The sequence below is a fragment of the Streptomyces sp. LE64 genome, assembly GCF_052606915.1.
This window is the reverse complement of the sequence record NZ_CP199708.1, coordinates 5,655,404-5,672,755: the sequence shown is the minus strand read 5'-3', so window position 1 is coordinate 5,672,755 and position 17,352 is coordinate 5,655,404. Positions and strand designations below refer to the sequence as shown.

Annotated in this window: 16 protein-coding genes; 9 read left to right on the top strand and 7 right to left on the bottom strand. The window is 71.6% G+C overall.

What is annotated here, in order from left to right; all coding sequences use genetic code 11:
- Nucleotides 1-10 precede the first annotated feature (10 nt).
- The 3 genes from ACSMX9_RS25340 to ACSMX9_RS25330 form a co-directional block, all read right to left on the bottom strand.
- Nucleotides 11-328, bottom strand: a complete 318-nt coding sequence (locus ACSMX9_RS25340) for a DUF5955 family protein (protein ID WP_351249100.1) — start codon at nucleotides 326-328, stop codon at nucleotides 11-13.
- A 288-nt stretch (nucleotides 329-616) separates the two neighbouring features.
- A complete protein-coding gene (locus tag ACSMX9_RS25335; RefSeq protein ID WP_445403095.1) occupies nucleotides 617-886 on the bottom strand; it encodes a SelT/SelW/SelH family protein in 270 nt (89 codons plus the stop codon).
- 59 nt (nucleotides 887-945) lie between these two features.
- Complete coding sequence (locus tag ACSMX9_RS25330; protein WP_445397274.1) at nucleotides 946-1,905, bottom strand: HipA family kinase; 960 nt, start codon at nucleotides 1,903-1,905, stop codon at nucleotides 946-948.
- 393 nt (nucleotides 1,906-2,298) lie between these two features.
- Between ACSMX9_RS25330 and ACSMX9_RS25325 the strand changes: the two genes are divergently transcribed.
- On the top strand, nucleotides 2,299-3,489 hold the full coding sequence (locus ACSMX9_RS25325) for an IS110 family transposase (RefSeq protein WP_445403094.1): 1,191 nt from the start codon (nucleotides 2,299-2,301) through the stop codon (nucleotides 3,487-3,489).
- Nucleotides 3,490-3,497: 8 nt separating this feature from the next.
- Here the strand turns inward: ACSMX9_RS25325 and ACSMX9_RS25320 are convergent, their stop codons facing one another.
- Both ACSMX9_RS25320 and ACSMX9_RS25315 read right to left on the bottom strand, forming a co-directional pair.
- Complete coding sequence (locus ACSMX9_RS25320) at nucleotides 3,498-5,843, bottom strand: transketolase-like TK C-terminal-containing protein (protein WP_445397272.1); 2,346 nt, start codon at nucleotides 5,841-5,843, stop codon at nucleotides 3,498-3,500.
- A gap of 309 nt (nucleotides 5,844-6,152) precedes the next feature.
- A complete protein-coding gene (locus ACSMX9_RS25315) occupies nucleotides 6,153-6,935 on the bottom strand; it encodes an IclR family transcriptional regulator (RefSeq protein WP_445397270.1) in 783 nt (260 codons plus the stop codon).
- Between the two features lie 248 nt (nucleotides 6,936-7,183).
- Between ACSMX9_RS25315 and ACSMX9_RS25310 the strand changes: the two genes are divergently transcribed.
- From ACSMX9_RS25310 to ACSMX9_RS25275, 8 genes are all read left to right on the top strand, one after another.
- Nucleotides 7,184-8,596, top strand: coding sequence for an amidohydrolase family protein (locus tag ACSMX9_RS25310; RefSeq protein ID WP_445397268.1), 1,413 nt, complete (start codon nucleotides 7,184-7,186; stop codon nucleotides 8,594-8,596).
- Nucleotides 8,597-8,686: 90 nt separating this feature from the next.
- Nucleotides 8,687-9,562 (top strand): fumarylacetoacetate hydrolase family protein, encoded by an 876-nt coding sequence (locus tag ACSMX9_RS25305; RefSeq protein WP_445397266.1) that lies wholly within the window; start codon nucleotides 8,687-8,689, stop codon nucleotides 9,560-9,562.
- 47 nt (nucleotides 9,563-9,609) lie between these two features.
- The gene (locus ACSMX9_RS25300) at nucleotides 9,610-10,695 is read left to right on the top strand and encodes a cupin domain-containing protein (protein ID WP_445397264.1); all 1,086 of its coding nucleotides are present in this window, start codon (nucleotides 9,610-9,612) and stop codon (nucleotides 10,693-10,695) included.
- Nucleotides 10,677-11,213: a nuclear transport factor 2 family protein gene (locus tag ACSMX9_RS25295; protein WP_445397263.1), complete on the top strand. Its 537-nt coding sequence runs from the start codon at nucleotides 10,677-10,679 to the stop codon at nucleotides 11,211-11,213. The genes ACSMX9_RS25300 and ACSMX9_RS25295 overlap by 19 nt, the downstream gene beginning before the upstream one ends.
- Nucleotides 11,210-11,581 carry a YciI family protein gene (locus ACSMX9_RS25290; RefSeq protein ID WP_445397261.1) on the top strand — a complete coding sequence of 124 codons (372 nt, stop codon included), beginning with the start codon at nucleotides 11,210-11,212 and terminating at the stop codon, nucleotides 11,579-11,581. Before ACSMX9_RS25295 ends, ACSMX9_RS25290 begins: the two co-directional genes overlap by 4 nt.
- A gap of 51 nt (nucleotides 11,582-11,632) precedes the next feature.
- Nucleotides 11,633-12,559, top strand: coding sequence for an NAD(P)-dependent oxidoreductase (locus ACSMX9_RS25285; RefSeq protein WP_445397259.1), 927 nt, complete (start codon nucleotides 11,633-11,635; stop codon nucleotides 12,557-12,559).
- Nucleotides 12,560-12,648: 89 nt separating this feature from the next.
- The gene (locus tag ACSMX9_RS25280; protein WP_445397257.1) at nucleotides 12,649-13,602 is read left to right on the top strand and encodes a VOC family protein; all 954 of its coding nucleotides are present in this window, start codon (nucleotides 12,649-12,651) and stop codon (nucleotides 13,600-13,602) included.
- Between the two features lie 136 nt (nucleotides 13,603-13,738).
- On the top strand, nucleotides 13,739-14,680 hold the full coding sequence (locus ACSMX9_RS25275; RefSeq protein WP_445397255.1) for a fumarylacetoacetate hydrolase family protein: 942 nt from the start codon (nucleotides 13,739-13,741) through the stop codon (nucleotides 14,678-14,680).
- A gap of 13 nt (nucleotides 14,681-14,693) precedes the next feature.
- Here ACSMX9_RS25275 and ACSMX9_RS25270 read toward each other — a convergent pair whose 3' ends face one another.
- The gene (locus tag ACSMX9_RS25270; RefSeq protein ID WP_445397253.1) at nucleotides 14,694-16,103 is read right to left on the bottom strand and encodes an NAD(P)/FAD-dependent oxidoreductase; all 1,410 of its coding nucleotides are present in this window, start codon (nucleotides 16,101-16,103) and stop codon (nucleotides 14,694-14,696) included.
- Complete coding sequence (locus ACSMX9_RS25265) at nucleotides 16,100-17,287, bottom strand: MAB_1171c family putative transporter (RefSeq protein ID WP_445397251.1); 1,188 nt, start codon at nucleotides 17,285-17,287, stop codon at nucleotides 16,100-16,102. The genes ACSMX9_RS25270 and ACSMX9_RS25265 overlap by 4 nt, the downstream gene beginning before the upstream one ends.
- Nucleotides 17,288-17,352: the final 65 nt, after the last annotated feature.

Genomic DNA, 17,352 nt, shown 5'->3' with positions numbered 1-17,352 from the left:
AGACGGTGCGTCAGTACCGGCTCGGCGGGCCGCCGAAGAGGTCGACCGCGTTGCGCACCCGGGCGAGACTCACGGCAAGCGCGCTCACCGAACCGATGGAGCCGGCGATCAGCAGGAGGGAGCGGCGCAACCGGGAACCCTCGGGGGCGCCGGCGAGGGCCATGGCGTCCAGGGCGGCCAGTTCGTCCTCGGCGATGGTGCGATCGGGGAACTCGGCCGGGTGCACGGCGAGTTCCTTGCGGAGTCGGGACACCGCGTCCCGCAACTCCAGGACGCGCGGGTCGTCGTCGCTGCCGGTCACTGGCTTCTGCCTCGCGCTCCGCAACATCGCTGCTCCCCCCGCGCACATCGTTGTGCGCATTTTGCTCATCGCTCGGCCGTCCCCCGCCGGACCGGTCGATCCAGGGGTTGGCGGTCAGTAAACGCCACCCGGCGGGGTCACCGCCACCGCGCGGACGGAATTTCCCCGTGGCTTTGCCCAACGATCCACCTGGCGGTCGAATCTGACGGCGCGTGGAGGATCAAGAGGGCGTGCGGACTTCTGCGCGCGCCGGCGGAAACCGTTTGCCGCACGCCCTGCACGAGTCCTGCCCCGAGGCCGGTGCGGGGCTCGGCGTCAGGGGCGGTCGCTGTGGCCGAGGGTGCGTCCGGGGGCCACCCGGTTCCGGACGAGGCGCTTGACGGCGGTCGGTTCGGGGAAGCCGTCCCGCTTGCGGTCCCACACCACCTCCCCGTCGACGCGCACCACGAACACCCCGCCCTTCCCCGGTACGAGGGACAGTTCGACCAGTTCCGCCTCGAACGTGGTGAGCAGCTCCTGGGCGAGCCAGGCCGCCCGGGGCAGCCAACGGCACTGGGTGCAGTACTCGATGCCCACCCGGTGCACGGGTGCGGGTCCGGCGTCCTCCCGGCCGGGTCCGGGCGGTACGGGGCTCGTGGGCGCGGTCACGGCTGGTTGCTTCCCTTCCGGGGGTTGTCCACATGGGTCGACCAGTCCTGGGCCGCGGCGGGCTTGCCGTGCAGGTCCGGTACGCGCTTGAGCCAGTCGGGGCGACCCGCCTCGGTGGCCGCCGCCCGCCGGGCGTCCTCCTCGGCGAGCCGGTCCCGGGTCGGGAAGTCGGTGGGCAGCCAGTGCGCCGAGGCGGCGGCCCGGGCCGCGAGGTGGTCGACGTAGGCGGCGCGGACCGCGTCGGCGTCGGGGAAGCCCGGCTCGTCGGCCAGCCACTCGTCCGGGACCAGGGCGGTGATCTCCCGCAGCAGACCGCGGGTGACCCGGGGGGCCAACTCCGCGTCCGCGGCCGCCGTGTCGGGGGCGTATCCGCCGAGCGCGTGACGGCGGAAGTCGTAGCGCTTGGCCACCGCCTCGGCGGCGCCCGCCCAGCGGTGGTGGAAGACGAGCGCCGCCCCGTGGTCGATGAGCCACAGCCGCGGCACGTTCACGGCGGGGCCGCCGAAGGTGGGCCAGACCATCAGGTTGGAGCTGTGCAGGGTGCGGTCGACGTTGGCGGTCAGCGCGTCCAGCCAGACCACCCGCCCGGCCTCCAGCGGGTCGACCCGCAAGGCCGCCGGGGGCGCGTCGGGGGCGAAGTCCGCGCCGCCCGGCAGGTAGTCCATGCCGAGGTTCAGCCCCGGACTGGCCTCCAGCAGTTCCCGCACCTCCTGGTGCGGCTCGTGCGCGCCGACCGCCGGGTCGAAGTGCACCCGCACCAGTCTGGGCACCCGCAGCCCGAGGGCCCGCGCCAACTCCCCGACGATCACCTCGGCGACCAGCGCCTTGCGCCCCTGGGCGGAGCCGGTGAACTTGACGACGTAGGTGCCGAGGTCGTCGGCCTCCACGACACCGGGCACCGAGCCGCCCGCCGTCAGGGGCTCGATGTAGCGGGTGGCGGTCACCTCGGTCAGCATTCGCCCAGGCTATACGGCGTGGCTCGGTACGCATCCGCCGACCGGGGCCCCGAGCGGTTCCCGCCCGCCGCCCCGCGGGCCGGGCCCGCGGGGCCTCGGATTCCGGATCGGGACCCGAAGCGCCGCGGTCGGGGTGCGGCCCGTCCCGGGCGTCAGTCGGTCCTACGTTGTTGGTGGGTCGGACGGGCCGTCGTAGGGTCCAGAGATCCAGAGACACCGGGTATGGCTTTCAGTCGGTTGCCCTCGATGGTTCAGCTCACCTGGCCGCCCGGTGTCTCACGACGACTCGACCGCTGATTAGGAGCTGCGGGCCCCTCGGGTGCATCGCTGAGTAGGACCACGCTGGCGAGGTCGTCCGGACGAACAGTGCACATCGAACGACCGGAGGAACAGGTGGTCCAGATCTGGGCGGGGACGGACATCGGCAAGACCCACCACCACTGCGTGGTCCTGGACACAGAGGGCAGGAAGCTGCTCTCGCGCCGGGTCCTGAACGACGAGCCGGAACTGCTGGCCCTGCTCGCCGACGTACTGGCCATCGACGAGAACGTGGTCTGGGCGGTCGACGTCGCCGACGGCATGGCCGCCCTGCTGATCAACATGCTCCTCAACCACGGCCAGCAACTGGTCTACATACCCGGCCTGGCGGTCAACCGGGCCTCGGCCGGCTACCGGGGCATGGGCAAGACTGACGCGAAGGACGCCACCGTCATCGCCGACCAGGCCCGGATGCGCCGGGACCTGGCCGTCATCCGGCCGGACGACGAGCACGCCGTCGAGCTGAGGATCCTCACCAACCGCCGCGCCGACCTGAACGCCGACCGCACCCGCCGGATCAACCGCCTCCGCGGCCAACTCACCAGCATCTTCCCCGCGTTGGAGCGCGCCCTGGACCTGGGTAACGTCGGCCCGCTGGTTCTGCTGACCGGCTACCAGACACCGGCCTCCCTGCGCCGGACCGGCCGCAGCCGGCTGGAGACCTGGCTGCGCAATCGCAAGGTCCGCGGGGCCGACACGCTGGCCCAGGCCGCCCTGACAGCCGCCGAGCGCCAGCACACCGCCCTCCCCGGGGAGAAGGTCGCCGCGCAGGTGATCCACACCCTGGCGAAGGAGGTGATGGGCCTCAACGAGCAGATCGCAGAGATCGACAAGCTCGTTGCGGCCCGGTTTCGCGAACACGACCTCGCCGACGTGATCGCCAGCATGCCCGGCATCGGCCCCCTGCTGGGAGCGGAGTTCCTGGCCGCCACCGCCGGCGACATGAGCCGCTTCGGCAGCGCCGACCACCTGGCGGGCTTCGCCGGGGTCGCCCCGATGCCCCGCGATTCCGGCAACGTCAGCGGCAACCTGCACCGCCCCCGGCGCTACCACCGCGGCCTGCAGCGCGTCTTCTACACCTCCGCGCTCATCAGCATCCGCAGCTGCGAGGAGTCGCGCCGCTTCTACGAACGCAAGCGCGCTGAGGGCAAGCGGCACACCCAGGCCGTCCTCGCCCTGGCCCGACGACGGGTCAACGTCCTGTGGGCCCTCATCCGTGACGGACAGCGCTTCCAACGTGAACTCCCTGTCACAGTCGCCGCTTGACAACAGCATTAGGAGGTGAGGTCGAGGGCGGCGGTGACGATGCTGTCGGTGTCGATGTGGTGGTGGCGGTAGACGTCCTGGATGGTGCCGGACTGGCCGAAGCGGGTGACGCCGAGCGTGGTGACGGGCGTGTTGTTGATGGTGCCGAGGAAGGCGAGGGTGTGGGGATGTCCGTCGAGGACGGTGACCAGGGGGGTGGCCCGGTCGGCGGGGAAGACCTGGTCGAGGATCCCGTGCGGCCCCTCCGTCAGGCCCCGGCGCGCTTGGAGGGCTCGGAAGAGCAGGTCGGGGCTGGTGACGCAGACCACGTCGGCCGGGATGCCGAGCGCTGCCAGGCGGCCGGCGGCGGCGAGGGCCTCGGGGACGAGGGCGCCCATGACCGCGATGGTCACCGCGGGCGCCTCACGCCGAAGGAGCGGGTAGGCGCCGGCGACGACCTGCCGGCGGCGACGTTCGCGTGCGGCCGGGTCGGTGGGGACCGCGGCCAGCGTCTGGTCCACCGGTCGGGTGGACAGGCGCAGGTAGGCGGAGGTGCCGTCGGGCTTGCCGAGTTGGTTGAGGGAGGCGAGCAGGCACCACTCGGTGTCGAGGGCGAAGGCGGGTTCGTAGGTGGTGCAGCCGGGTTGTTCGATGCCGAGCGAGGGGGTGGTGATGGATTGGTGGGCGCCGCCTTCGGGGGCGAGGGTGACGCCGGAGGGGGTGCCGACGAGGATGGACTGGCCGCCTGCGTAGATGCCGAAGGACCAGGGTTCCAGGGCTCGGTTGACGAAGGGGTCGTACATGACGCCGATGGGCAGGAGGGGCTGTCCCCAGCGGCTCCAGGTGGCGCCGAGTTCGCCGAGGAGGGAGACCAGGTTGGTCTCGGCGATGCCCAGTTCGACGTGTTGGCCGGTGGGTCGCTCCCGCCAGTGCAGGATCGTTTCGGCATCGTCGGCGAACCAGTCGGTGCGTTCGGCGACGGACCAGATCCCGGCCTTGTTGATCCAACCGCCCAGGTTCGTGGAGGAACTCACGTCCGGACTGACCGTGACGATCCGTGCCGCCGCTTCGGGGGCCTGGCGGGTGAGGTCGAGCAGCACGCGCCCCAGGGCCTGCTGGGTGTTGGCGGTCCCGGCAGGGGTGCGCCCGATGTCGGTGGGCACGGTGGGGGGCCGTAGCGCGGGCGGGTCCTGGCGACGGAGCCGTTCCGCGGCCCGGGCGCACAGCAACCCCGCCGCGCTCTCCTTTGGGAAGCGGCCCCAGGGGGAGTCGAGGTCGGCGCCCAGCCGGTCGGCCAGGTCACGCATCTGGTTCTCCGTCAACAAGGAGGAGTGGTTCTGCGGGTGGCCCTCGTTGGCGAGCTGGTAGCCCTTGAGCGTGTACGCGAAGATGACGGTCGGCCGGGTGTCGTCGATGCTGTCGTAGGCGTGCAGCAGGGCGCCGAGGTCGTGGCCGCCGAGGTTGCGCAGGGCGGCACGGAGTTCGGTGTCGTCGAGCGGGGCGATGAGGGCGGCGATCGGTTCGCGGGTGGATCCGGTGCCGGGCAGCCGGTCGCGCAGTTCCGCGGGGCTGCAACGCAGGAGTCGCTGGTACTCGGGGTTGCCCATGGAGTCGATGCGGACCCGTAGCGCCTCGCCGCCGGGGCGGGTGAACAGTTCCTCCAGCAGGCGCCCGTACTTGAGGGTGAGCACCTGCCAACCGGCGGCGTCGAACATGCCCTGGAGCCGGTCGGCGGCCTGGTGGGGGACGACCCGGTCCAGGGACTGCCGGTTGAGGTCGACGATCCACACGACCTCGCCGAGACCGGCCACCATCGGGTCCTGGACCGTCTCCCAGATCGCGCCCTCGTCGAGTTCGGCGTCGCCGAGCAGCGAGAACTGACGCCCCCGACCGGCCTGGCCGAAGCGGCCGTCCACGTACCGACGGGCGATCGCCGCCCAGACCGGTGCCGTGGCCCCGATGCCCACCGACCCGGTCGAGTAGTCCACCGGGTCCGGGTCCTTGGAACGACTGGGATAGCTCTGCAACCCGCCGAAGGAGCGCAGCGTGCTCAGGTAGGACTCGTCCAACTCGCCGAGCAGGTAGTTGACGGCGTGCAGGACCGGCGAGGCGTGCGGCTTGACGGAGACCCTGTCGTGCGCGCCGAGGTGGTGGAACCACAGGGAGGTCATGATCGACACCATGGAGGCACTGGACGCCTGGTGACCACCGACCTTGAGCCCCTCGGGATTGGGCCGCACCCGGTTCGCCTGGTCGATGATCGCCGTGGACAACCACAGCACCCGCCGCTCGACCTCCCCCAGCGTCCGCAGCACTCCCTCGTCGACACCGTCCGCGTCACGTGACCCAGCCGAGGACACAGCATTCACGATCATGCCCGACCACCTCCGTACCTATGTACACCTTGCGTTGGTTTGCCTGCTTGTGTTCAGCGAGTAGACACCCCGTCGGACGACTCGACAAGGCGCCGGCACCCTTCGGGACAGTTGGCTCAATCACACCTGTCAGCCGGCTACTTGGCCGAACGAGCCCAGCGGCGGAGCGGGCCCCGGTCACCCCTCGGCAGCCGTTCAGGTGGGCACCCCGCGACGGCCCGGCAGGGCAGGCGGTACGGGGGTGGCATCGCCGCCGCAGATGCCGTTCCGGGTGCGCGACGCCCGGCGGAGCGCGCCAGCGCCGTCGGCTCAGCCCTTGGCCGCGCAGCGCCGCGCCGCCGCCACCGCGGCGTGACCCAGTCGTGCGAGGTCACCCTCGGAGAACCGGAATCGGGGTACCGAGACCGTGATCGCCGCGGGAGTGATGCGGTCGCCGTTGGGGATCATCGCACCCACGGTCGCCACATCGGGTTCCACCTCCCCGACGCAGACGGCGAAGCCGCGCTCGCGCACCTCGGCCAGCAGCCGGATGAGTGTGGCCCGGCTGGTGACGGTGTCGGGGGTGACCGCGTCCAGTTCCTCGGACGGGAGCAGCGACAATACGCGCTCCTCGGGCAGTTCCGCCAGGACCGCCCGTCCACCGGCTGCCGCGTACCCCGGCGTCCGGACCCCGACGCGCGAGCTCACCCGCAGCGCCCGCGGGCTCTCCACGGCGTCGATGATGAGCATGTCCGCACCGGAGAGGATCACCAGGTGCGCCGACTCCTGGACCTCCTCCACCAGGTCCTCCAGCACGGGCCTGGCGATCGCCCGGATGTCGAGGTTCTGTAGCGCCCCCGCCCCGATCTCCAGCAACCTCGGGCCGGGCACGTACGCACGGGTCAGCGGGTCCTGCTGGGCGAATCCGTGCAGTTGCAGCATCTCCAGCAGCCGGTGCGCCGTCGAGCGGGCCACCCCGATCCGGCGGCCGGCGTCGGCGACCCGGATCGCCCGCTCCTCGGCGAGCAGGCACAGCAACCGCAGCGCCCTGTCGACTGAGCCGATCGGATAGTTCGGGGTCAAGGTGTCCGTCTCCTTGGCTGGCTCGGTCATCTGATCCCCTCCTCGCGTCCGGCGTCCGGAGGGGCGGCGCCGAGTCTAGGGCGCGTCACGCGAGTTGAGTGAGTTGCGCGGTGCCGTACAGCGGTCCGAACCCTTGACAGCTTCACAACGGCGCGAACATATTGTTCTGAGTAACGGTTACCTGTTCTGTTATGCAGAACATTATCAGACTAGCCCACCGCCCGTAGAAGGGGTCCTGGGATGAACTCTGCTCTGAATCGGTACAAGGCGGTCACGACATGACGGCGGCGCGCACACTGTTGCGCGGCGGGCGGATCGTGTCGATGGACCCGGCCGTGGGTGACCTGGTCGGTGACGTGCTCGTCGAGGACGGTCGGATCGCCGCCGTCGGTCCCCGTCTGGAGGTCGCGGAGGGCGACGTCGAGGTCATCGACGCCTCGCGGCACCTCGTGATCCCCGGCTTCATCGACTCCCACCGGCACCTCTACCAGGCGCTGCTGCGCGGTATCGGCGCCGACTGGTCGCTGTTCCAGTACTTCACGACGATGTTCGGGATGCTCGGTCCCCACATGACGGCGGAGCACATGTCCCTGGGCACCACGCTCGGGGCCTACGACGCCCTCGACTCCGGAGTCACGGCCGTCTACGACTACTCGCACAACCAGTCCTCGCCCGAGCACACTGACGAGTCGGTGCGCGCCCTGAAGGAGAGCGGCATCCGCGCGGTCTTCGGCTACGGCGGTTCGATGGCCGAGCAACTGGAGATCCTCTCACCGCCGTTCACCAGTACCAGCCCCAGCAACGAGGCCGAGATCCGACGGGTGCGCAGCCGGTACTTCTCCGCCGACTCGGGCCTGGTCACCATGGGCTTCGCGGTCCGCGGCCCGGACAGCTCGACCATGGACGTGGTACGGGCCGACTTCGCCCTCGCCCGCGAGCTCGGGCTGCGGATCAACACCCACATAGGCATGGGGGTCCTCGACCCGGAGGGCCGCCCCAACGTGACCCGGCTGCACAAGGAGGGGCTCCTCGGTGACGACCTGATCTTCGGGCACTGCAACCTCCTCACCGAGGAGGAGTTCCGGCTGATGGCGGACGCGGGGGTGTCCGCCTCGGTCACCCCCGAGGACGAGTCCGCGATGGGACACGGATGGCCGCCGATCACCCAACTGCTCAGGGCCGGCATCAGACCCAACATCGGCATCGACACCTGCATGGCCGTCGGCGGCGACCCGTTCACGGCGATGCGCTTCGCCCTCGCCGTACCGCGCGGGCTGGCCAACCAGCGCTCGCTGGACGAGTCGGTCAACCCGTGGCAGCTGGACGTCTCCGTCCGTGACGTGCTGGAGTTCGCGACCATCGAGGGCGCCCGCGCCCTCGGCATGGAGAGCGTCACCGGAAGCCTGACCCCCGGCAAGCAGGCCGACATCGTCATGATCCGTGCCGACCACCTCTCCATGACCCCGGTCCTCGACCCGGTGGCCTCGATCGTGCACCACGCGAGCCGGCAGACCGTCGACACCGTCTTCGTCGCCGGCAGGGCCGTCAAGCGCGACGGCGAACTCCTCGGCGTGGACGTGGCCGCCCTCAGCCGCCGGGCGACCGGAGCCGCCGCCGCACTGCTCGAAGCGGCCGGCGTCGAACCCGGCTGGGCCCCGGAACCGCCCCGGGCTCCCGAGGGCGATCACTGACGTCCGCCGCGCGCCCACGACGTCAACCACGGGCGCCCGGACGGTCACCGCCCCTCTCCCCGCTTCCACCCACGAAGGAACTCCCTCCCCATGCGTATCGCACTCTTCGACCAGTACCGCATCGGCATCGTCGACGGAACGTCGGTGCGTGACGTCACCGACGTCGTCGACAGCCGGTGGCACGGCACTCCGTACGTGATCAACGAACTCATCGAGCACTTCGACGAGCTCGAAGCGCCGCTCCGGGCGGCGCTGGCCGCTGCCGAGGAGCGCCCACTGGCCGACGTGCACCTGCTGCCGCCCGTCCCGCGTCCCGGGCAGGTGCTCGCGGCACCCGCCAACTACCACGCGCACGTCGCCGAGATGACCGACTCCCGGTACCGGCCGACCAATCAGCAGGCGCTCCAGTCACCGAGCCGGGCGGGCTTCTTCGTCAAGAGCTCCGGATCGATCTCGGGTCCCGCCGACCCGATCGAACTGCCGCCGATGCCGGACCGTGCCTTCCACCACGAGGTGGAACTGGGGATCGTCATCGGCAAGCCCGCCCGCGGGGTCCCCGCGGAGCGGGCCGCGGACCACATCTTCGGCTACCTCGTCCTGCTCGACCTGACCCTGCGCACCGAGGGCGAGCAGCAGGAGGAGCGCACCATGCGCAAGTCGTTCGAGACCTTCACCCCGATCGGCCCGTTCCTCGTCACCGCCGACGAGGTGCCCGACCCGAACGCCCTCGACCTGAAGCTGTGGGTCAACGGCGAGCTGCGCCAGCAGGCCAACACCCGCGACCTGATCGTCGGCATCGGCGAGCTGATCGCGCAGGCGAGCGGTGTGGTGACGCTGCGGCCCGGCGACGTCTACGCGACCGGCACCCCGGAAGGCGTCGGCCCCATCGAGGTGGGCGACGTGGTGCGCGCCGAGATCGACGGGCTGGGCGAGCTGACCCTGCCCGTGGTGAAGCGCGGTTGGTGAACCACCCCGCCGTCGACGCCCGAACAGCACGAGCCCCTGGAGAACACATGCCCCGAACCAGCATCGACGGCGTCGCGCCCGGCCCCGCGGCCGCGATCGACGCCGAGCAGTACTACGCCGGTCTCGACTCGTTCAACGTCGAGCCGCTGTGGCGCAACACCGACCCGCGGCTGCTGCCCGCCGAGCCCAAGAGCCGTGCGGTGCCGCACGTCTGGCGGTACCAGGAGGTCCGCGCCCAACTGATGACCGCGGGACGGCTGATCAGCGCCGAGGAAGCGGAACGCCGCGTCCTGATGCTGATCAACCCCGGTCTGGCGCCCGAGGTGGAGACCGCCAACAACCTCTACGCCGGCATCCAACTGGTCCTGCCGGGTGAGATCGCCCCGATGCACAAGCACGCGGCGGCGGCGTTCCGCCTCGTCATCGAGGGATCGGGGGCGTACACCGCGGTGGACGGGGAGCGCGCCCACATGCGGCCCGGCGACATCGTGCTGACCCCCTCCTGGGCCTGGCACGACCACGGCAACTTCAGCGACGAGCCGATGGTGTGGATGGACGGACTCGACCTACCGCTGATCAAGAAGCTGGAGGCGAACTTCTTCGTCAACGGACCGGAGCGCGCCCAGGACGAGCTGCGCCCGGCGAACTCGACCGAACGGCTCTACGCCACCAGCCGGCTCAACCCGGCCTGGCAGACGTGGGACAAGCCGTACTCGCCCGTCATCAACTACCCGTGGAGCCAGACCGAGCAGCTGCTCAAGACCGCACTCGACGACTGGAGCGGCTCGCCGACCGACGGCGTCATCTTCGAGTTCACCAACCCGAACAGCGGTGGACCCATCATGCCGACCATGGGTGCGTACATCCAGGCGCTGCCGGCCCGGATGCACACCCAGGCGCACCAGCACACCAGCAGCGCGATCTACCACGTGGTGCGCGGTCGCGGTCGGACCGTGGTGGACGGCACCGTGCTCGACTGGTCCGAGCACGACACCTTCACGGTGCCGGGATGGTCGGTGCACGAGCACATCAACACCGAGAACGAGCCGGCGATCCTGTTCTCGCACACGGACATCCCGGTGCTGAAGGCACTCGGCTTCTACCAGGAGCGGGCATGCCCGCGCCAGGCGTGAACGGCGACGGCGGGGTGCCCCGGGCGGGCCGGGTGACGGGCCCCGCACCGGCGGCCGACTACGCGCAGGACCGCGCCCGCGTCGAGGACACGGTCGCCGCCTTCGTCCTCGCCCTGGACGGCCGCGACATCGAGGGCGCCGTCCGGTGTCTGGCCGAAGAGGTCACCTGGGACTACGCGTCGGTGAACGGGCGTCCCGCCGCCGTGCTCGGCCCCGGAGAGCTGGCAGCCCGGTGGAACGCCACCCTCGTGCACACCGACGCCTCGCAGCACTTCCTGTCGCTGCCCCGGATAGGCGTCGACGGCGACCGGGCCACCTGCACCGTGCACGCCCGCGTCGAGATGCGGCTCGCCAACCCCGCGGGCAGCCCCGGCACGTCGACCAACGGAACCTACGCATTCGGCCTGGTCCGTGCCGGGTCCGGCTGGCTGATCACCTCGGTGACGATGGTGCTGCTGTGGAACGACGGCAATCCGCGCATCATGGAGCTCGCCGCGGAGAAGGGGCGGCGGAGATGACCGCGACGCCCTCCGGCCACGCCGTGGAGCCGTTGAAGAAGCACTTCTTCGTGATCTTCTCCGAGGCCGGCGCCCGGCCGGAGGAGCTGCCCGCGCAGGTCCCGGCGCACCTGGAGTACCTCGCCGGGCTGGAGAAGCGGGGCGCGCTGTTCATGTCCGGGCCGTTCCTCGACGTATCGGGCGACCCCGGCCCCAGCGGCATGCTGATCGTCCGCGCCGCGAGCGCCGAGGAGGCCGCGGACCTCGCCGCGGGCGACCCGTTCCACCGCAGCGGCGCGCGGACGTTCCGGGTCGAGGAGTGGCAGGTGCACCAAGGCCGCATCGACCTCGCCATCGACCTCTCGGACCGCACCTATCTGCTGCGTTGACCGCACATCCACCCATCTGCGCGAACGGCGCACGTACCAAGGAGGCACCCGGTGACGGCACAAGGCTCCGACCTCACCGTCGGTCTGATCGCACCCGGCAAGATCGGCCTGCCGTTCGCGGCGAACCTCATCGCCGACGGCTACACCGTGTGGGGATACCGACGCAGTTCGATGGCGGACTTCGAAGCCGTCGGCGGCAGGGCCGCCGCCTCGGCCAGGGAGGTGGCCGAGCGCGCCGACGTCATCTTCACGTGCGTCACCTCGGCGGACGCCCTCGACGAGGTCATCGGCGGCGAGCAGGGCATCCTCGCGGCCGGCCGCTCCGACCTGCTCGTGGTCGACATCGGCGCGATGGCGCTCAGCCGCAAGGAGGCGGCGCACGCCATCCTGCGGGCGCACGGCATCACCATGCTCGACGCCCCGGTCAGCGGCACCCCGCCGATGGTCGCCGACCGCAAGGGGACCGTCTTCGCCAGCGGGGACCAGAAGTCGTTCGAGCGGGTCCGCCCGGCACTCGAAGCCCTGGGCCGGGTCATCTACACCGGGGGTTTCGGCTCGGGCTCCAAGATGAAGTTCGTCGCCAACACCCTGACCTTCGTCCACATCACGGCCGCCGCCGAGGCGATCGCCCTGGCCAAGGCGGTGGGCCTGGACACCAAGTTGGTGATCGACACCATCAGGCCGTCCGCCGCCGCGTCGACGATGTTCAACGTACGCGCACCCATGATGGCCGAAGGCCAGACCCGTCCCGTGAAGGGCACGGTCTCCGGGGCCGTCGAGGTGGTGGAGGCGATCATGGCGACGGCGGCCGAAGCGGGAGCGGAGATGCCACTGCTCAGCGAGGTCCTGGAGATCTGCGAGGAAGCCTGTGCGAGCGGCCTGGGCGAGGAGGACATCGCCGTCCTGGTCTCGGTCCTGGAATCCCGGGCCGCCGGGTCCGTCCGCAACGACCGCCCCGGCGTGGCCGTGGTCTGTTGAACGGCCCGTAGCCGCGCCTGATCGACCCGTCCGGCACCACGAACACCACCCGCACCAGTCACCCAACCACCACTGATCGGAGCAGCACGATGTCCGTCGACACCGGAGCCGAAGCGATGCAGATACCGCGCCCACTCGCGCCCGTCACCAAGCCGAAGGGGCTGGGCATCTTCCGCACCGGCCACGTCTCGCTCTTCAGCCCCGACCCGGCGGCCTCCGCCGAGTACGCCGTCAGTCACCTGGGCTTCCTGCACGCCGGCAACGACGACGAGGGCCGCCACTACCTCGCGGGGCACGGGCCGGACGCCTACTCGCTCGTCTACTCGCCGGGCGTCAGCGGGCTGGAGACCATCTCCTACATCGTCCCCGACGACGCGGCGTTCGAGGAGGCCGCGTCGACGCTCGCCCGGGCCGAGGTCGACGTCGTCCGCGACGAGGGGACTTCGCGGTTCCGTCCCGGACCGACCCTGAGCTTCCGGACCCCGGCCGGCCACCCGATCGAACTCAGGGTCGGCCACGCCCCGGAGGTGCCCGTCGCGGCGTCGACCCGGCGGCCCGAGGCGGCGCCCGCCCCGATCGCCTCGGACCACGTCGTGCTGCGCACGGTCGACATGGAGGGCGAGATCGAGTACGTGAAGACCAAGCTGGGTCTGATGGAGAGCTCCCAGATCCAACTGCCCGACTCCTCCGCGCTGATGGCCTTCTTCCGTGGCAGCAAGCTCTACCACTGCATGGCGCTGGCCCGGGCCGATGTGAACGGCCTGCACCACGTGCAGTTCACCGTCAAGGACGGGGCCGCCGTGCTGGAGACCTTCGAGTCGATGACCCGGAGCGGCGTCGAGGTCCTCTGGGGACCGGTGCGCCACGGCCCGGGCCACAACATGGCGGTCTACTTCCGCGACCACGTGGGGCACATCATGGAGTTCTCCTCGGAGGAGATGACGATCCTCGACGACGAGAACTACTCGCCGACGCACTGGTCGGTCACCGACCCGCGATCGGCGGACGAGTGGGGCACCTTCCCGCCGGAGAGCTTCACGTAGCCGCAGGCCCGGCGCGCCGCGTCACCCGGCCGGCCCCGACCGCTCCACGGCGGGGCCGGCGCCCCACCCCGACCGCCGGGGCCCGGTCGTCGCACCACGGCGCACCGCGGGCCCCGACACAGCTTGGAGGAACCTCGTGCGTCTCGTCAGTTTTGCGGACCCGTCCGGTCGGCCGGCCCCCGGCGTCGACCTCCCCGACCTGGGCGTGGTCGACCTGTCCCGGGTCCTGGACGCCCATCGCGTCCCGGTGCCCTCCTCCGTCGCGGACGTCTTCCGGCGCGGGCAGGACTACCAGGACTCCATACGCGGCGTGCTGGCGGAGGTCACCGCCGATCCCCGGCGCGCCCGGGACCGGGGGTGGCTGCTCCCCGGGCCCGTCACGCTGCTGGCCCCGCTCGGCGAACGCGTGCTGATCGTCGCCGCCGGTGTCAACTACGCCAGTCACGTACGGGAGATGGGCGGGGAGCCGCCCAAGAAGCCGGCGTGGTTCGTCAAGTCGCCGCACGCGGTGACCGGGCCCGGGGCGCCGATCCGCATCCCCGCCGCGGCCCCGGACATGGTCGATTTCGAGGGCGAGTTCTGCGTGGTGTTCGGCCGTACCTGTCACGGTGTGAAGGCCGTGGACGCCCTGGACCACATCGGCGGCTACACCATCATCAACGACGTGTCGGCCCGTGACGGCTTCCCCGCGATCAACAGTGCCCTGACTCCGGAAGAGGGGCGTGTGACCTGGAGCGACATGTTGCTGGGCAAGCAGTTCCCGACCTTCTGCCCGATGGGGCCCGCCGTGGTGACCGCGGACGAGATCGCCGACCCGGAGGACCTGTGGATCAGGACGACGCTCAACGGGCGGCTCATGCAGGACGGGCACACCTCGGACCTGTTGACCGGCGTCGCCGAACTCGTCGAGCAGTTGTCGCGGTACTTCAGCTTCGCACCCGGCGACGTGCTGAGCACCGGCACGCCCGCGGGAGTGGGCATGGGCCGCAAGCCCCCGGTGTTCCTGCGGGACGGTGACGAAGTCCGGGTCAGCGTCGAGGGCATCGGCGAACTGGTGAACCGGGTGACCGGGGCCTGACGACCGCCCGCGCTCACCGCGTGCGTACGGGCAGGCCCTCCAGCAGGCGGCGCTCGGCGGCGGTGAACGGGGGGCCGTCCAGCGGGCGGCGCAGCGGTCCGACCAGGGCCCTGACCAGGGCACCCGGCTTGGCCAGGGATGTCGGCGGCTCCTGGAGGGTGAGGACGTCGGTCAGGGCGGTGGCCGCGCCGAACGATCCGACGGCGGTGCGGGACAGGCGGCTGACGTACCGGTGCAGCAGGCGGTCGGCGGGGGTGGGGGTCCGGCCCGTGGTGGTGGGGAAGTGGATGTCCTGGCCGGTGGCGAGGGCCCAGGCCGCGTCGACCGGGCGGGCGACGGCGCGTTGGGCACGGCGGGTCAGGTCCTCGGCCGGTCCGGCGGCGAGTTGGTCGCGCAGGGCGAGGGCTCCGCGGGCGGCGGCCGAGACCCCGTGGCCGTAGACCGGGTTGAACGCCGCGAGGGCGTCGCCCAGCACCACCAGTCCCTCGGGCAGGTCGGGGAGGCGTTCGTAGTAGTGGCGCCGGTTGGCGGTGGTCCGGGTCAGGGTGACGTCGGTGAGCGGCTCGGCGCGGGCGATCAGATCGGCCAGCACGGGGTGGCGCAGGGTGCGGGCGAAGGGTTCGAAGGCCTCGGGGTCGCGGGTGGGGTGACCGCCGGGGGCGCCCATCAGACTCACGTGCCAACGGTCGCCCTCGATGGGCAGGACGCCGCCGGAGTTCCCCGGCCCGGGCCGTCGCGGGTCGGCGTGCACGGCCACCATGGGCCAGCCCTCGGTGGGGACGGGTGCCCGGTAGATGCGGCTGGCGTAGACGAGCCCGGACTCGATGCGGTCCTCCCGGAGGCCGGTGATGCCCAGGTGCCGCAGCCACTGCGGGGTGCGGGAGGTGCGGCCGGCCGCGTCGACGACGAGGTCGGCCGACAAGTCGGACTCGCCGGCGGCGGTGCGCAGGCGCACGCCGGTCACCCGTCGGCGGTCGCCGAGCAGTTGGACCACCCGGGCGCGGGTGCGGACGGTCACCCCGGGGTCCTGGAGGACGCGGGCCCGGACCACGTGGTCGGTCAGGTCCCGGCTGGCGGCCATGAGGTAGTGGGTGGCCCGTCGCCAGCGGCGGTACCAGCCTTCGGGCGAGTGGATGACCATGTTGGTGGTCATCGGCATGCGGTGCGCCCCGGCGGCCGCCAGCCGGTCGAGGGTGCCGGGCAGGAGGTCCTCGATCGCTTCGGCGCCTCCGGTCTGGAGCAGGTGCACGTGTGCGGCCTGGGGCACTCCGAGGCGCGGCTCGGGGCCGTGCGGCAGTTCGTGGGCCTCGACGATCTCCACGGTGTCGACGTGGTCCTTGACCGCCGCCGCGGCCAGGGTGCCCGCGATGCTGCCTCCGATGACGACGGCTCGGGTGGTTCTTCGGCGCGGACGTCCGCTCACGATGTGCTGCTTTCCGTGGGAGCACGGTGGTGCTCGTGGAGGGCCTTGACGTGGGGCGAGGCGAGCGCCAGGGAGATCGGGATCAGGTCCGGCGCCTGCCAGGCCGCGGGGGGCGGGTGGTCGGGGAGCCGGTCCGGCGCGGCGCGCTGCCGCTCCCGCGCGGCCATGATCATGGCCGCGTCCGCGGCGGCCGCCGCGGAGGGTTCCTGGTCTCCGGAGCGGAGCGCCGCCCGGTAGACGGCCTCGCGCAGGGTGCGGTCGCAGTAGGGCGCGAGGGCCAGGACCGCGTCGTACAGGGCGGTCTTCCGGCTCGTCAGGAGCACTGCGGGCGAGGTGCGCCACCACGGGAGCAGGCTCCGGACGGCACCGGGGGCGGACACGTTCCGCAGCGCCCGGCTCAGGGGGGCGAGTTGTCGCAGTTGGTGCACCGCCCGGGCGGCGGCCGCGAGTCGCGGTCCGAAGAGCGGCAGGGTGAAGCCGATGGCGCCGATGAACGCGGATGCGGCGACGAACCGGGGGGAGACCTCGTCGACCAGGAAGTCCAGGTCGCGGCCGGTCCACCGGGCGGCCACGGCGACCAGTCGGGTGCCGTCGTAGCAGAGGTGGAGCAGGTAGGCCACGACGAGCAGGCGCAGTCCCGCCCGCAGCGAGCCGCGGATCTGCTTCGACCAGCGCCAGCACAGGACGACGTTGGCGATCGCCGCCACTCCGTGGGCGACCAGGTAGGTGACGATCATCTCCCGGATGAACGGGGTGTTGGCGTAGTGCGCGTCGAACAGCGTGACCTGTTCCACCGGGGCGTCACCGGCCCAGAACAGGAGGAAGACGGCGGCGACGGCGAGGGCGTAGGCGATCACGCACCACCGTGCGAGGCGCCGGGTCTGCTCGGGGGGTGCCGGTCTCCAGTGGATGATCAACAGGAGGCTCGACCCGGAGTAGGCGGTCAGCGTCGCGTACACCACGGGGGCGGAGAGGTTGGTGATCCCGCTCCACCGGTTGAGCGCGACGATGGTCTGCGGGGCGGCGAGGAACATGATGCAGCCGCCGGCGAGCAGCAGCCGGCAGGCGGCCCGCAGCAGGGCGTTGTCCGGGCGTCGGATCAGGGCCGGCACCTTCACCGCGCAGGCCAGCAGCAGGACGAGCCCGCTGCTGAAGTAGACGAGGTTGCCCGGCCCGGAAGTCACCGCCTGTTCCCTCCCGTGCCCGCCCGACCGGTGTCCTTCCGTTCCCGCGACCGGTGGTGCGGCGG

Excerpts from the sequence above, each read along its gene's own strand:
- ACSMX9_RS25340 (WP_351249100.1), bottom strand. The coding sequence starts at position 328 with ATGTTGCGGAGCGCGAGGCAGAAGCCAGTGACCGGCAGCGACGACGAC.
- ACSMX9_RS25330 (WP_445397274.1), bottom strand. The coding sequence starts at position 1,905 with ATGCTGACCGAGGTGACCGCCACCCGCTACATCGAGCCCCTGACGGCG.
- ACSMX9_RS25320 (WP_445397272.1), bottom strand. The coding sequence starts at position 5,843 with ATGATCGTGAATGCTGTGTCCTCGGCTGGGTCACGTGACGCGGACGGT.
- ACSMX9_RS25315 (WP_445397270.1), bottom strand. The coding sequence starts at position 6,935 with ATGACCGAGCCAGCCAAGGAGACGGACACCTTGACCCCGAACTATCCG.
- ACSMX9_RS25310 (WP_445397268.1), top strand. The coding sequence starts at position 7,184 with ATGACGGCGGCGCGCACACTGTTGCGCGGCGGGCGGATCGTGTCGATG.
- ACSMX9_RS25305 (WP_445397266.1), top strand. The coding sequence starts at position 8,687 with ATGCGTATCGCACTCTTCGACCAGTACCGCATCGGCATCGTCGACGGA.
- ACSMX9_RS25300 (WP_445397264.1), top strand. The coding sequence starts at position 9,610 with ATGCCCCGAACCAGCATCGACGGCGTCGCGCCCGGCCCCGCGGCCGCG.
- ACSMX9_RS25295 (WP_445397263.1), top strand. The coding sequence starts at position 10,677 with ATGCCCGCGCCAGGCGTGAACGGCGACGGCGGGGTGCCCCGGGCGGGC.
- ACSMX9_RS25290 (WP_445397261.1), top strand. The coding sequence starts at position 11,210 with ATGACCGCGACGCCCTCCGGCCACGCCGTGGAGCCGTTGAAGAAGCAC.
- ACSMX9_RS25280 (WP_445397257.1), top strand. The coding sequence starts at position 12,649 with ATGTCCGTCGACACCGGAGCCGAAGCGATGCAGATACCGCGCCCACTC.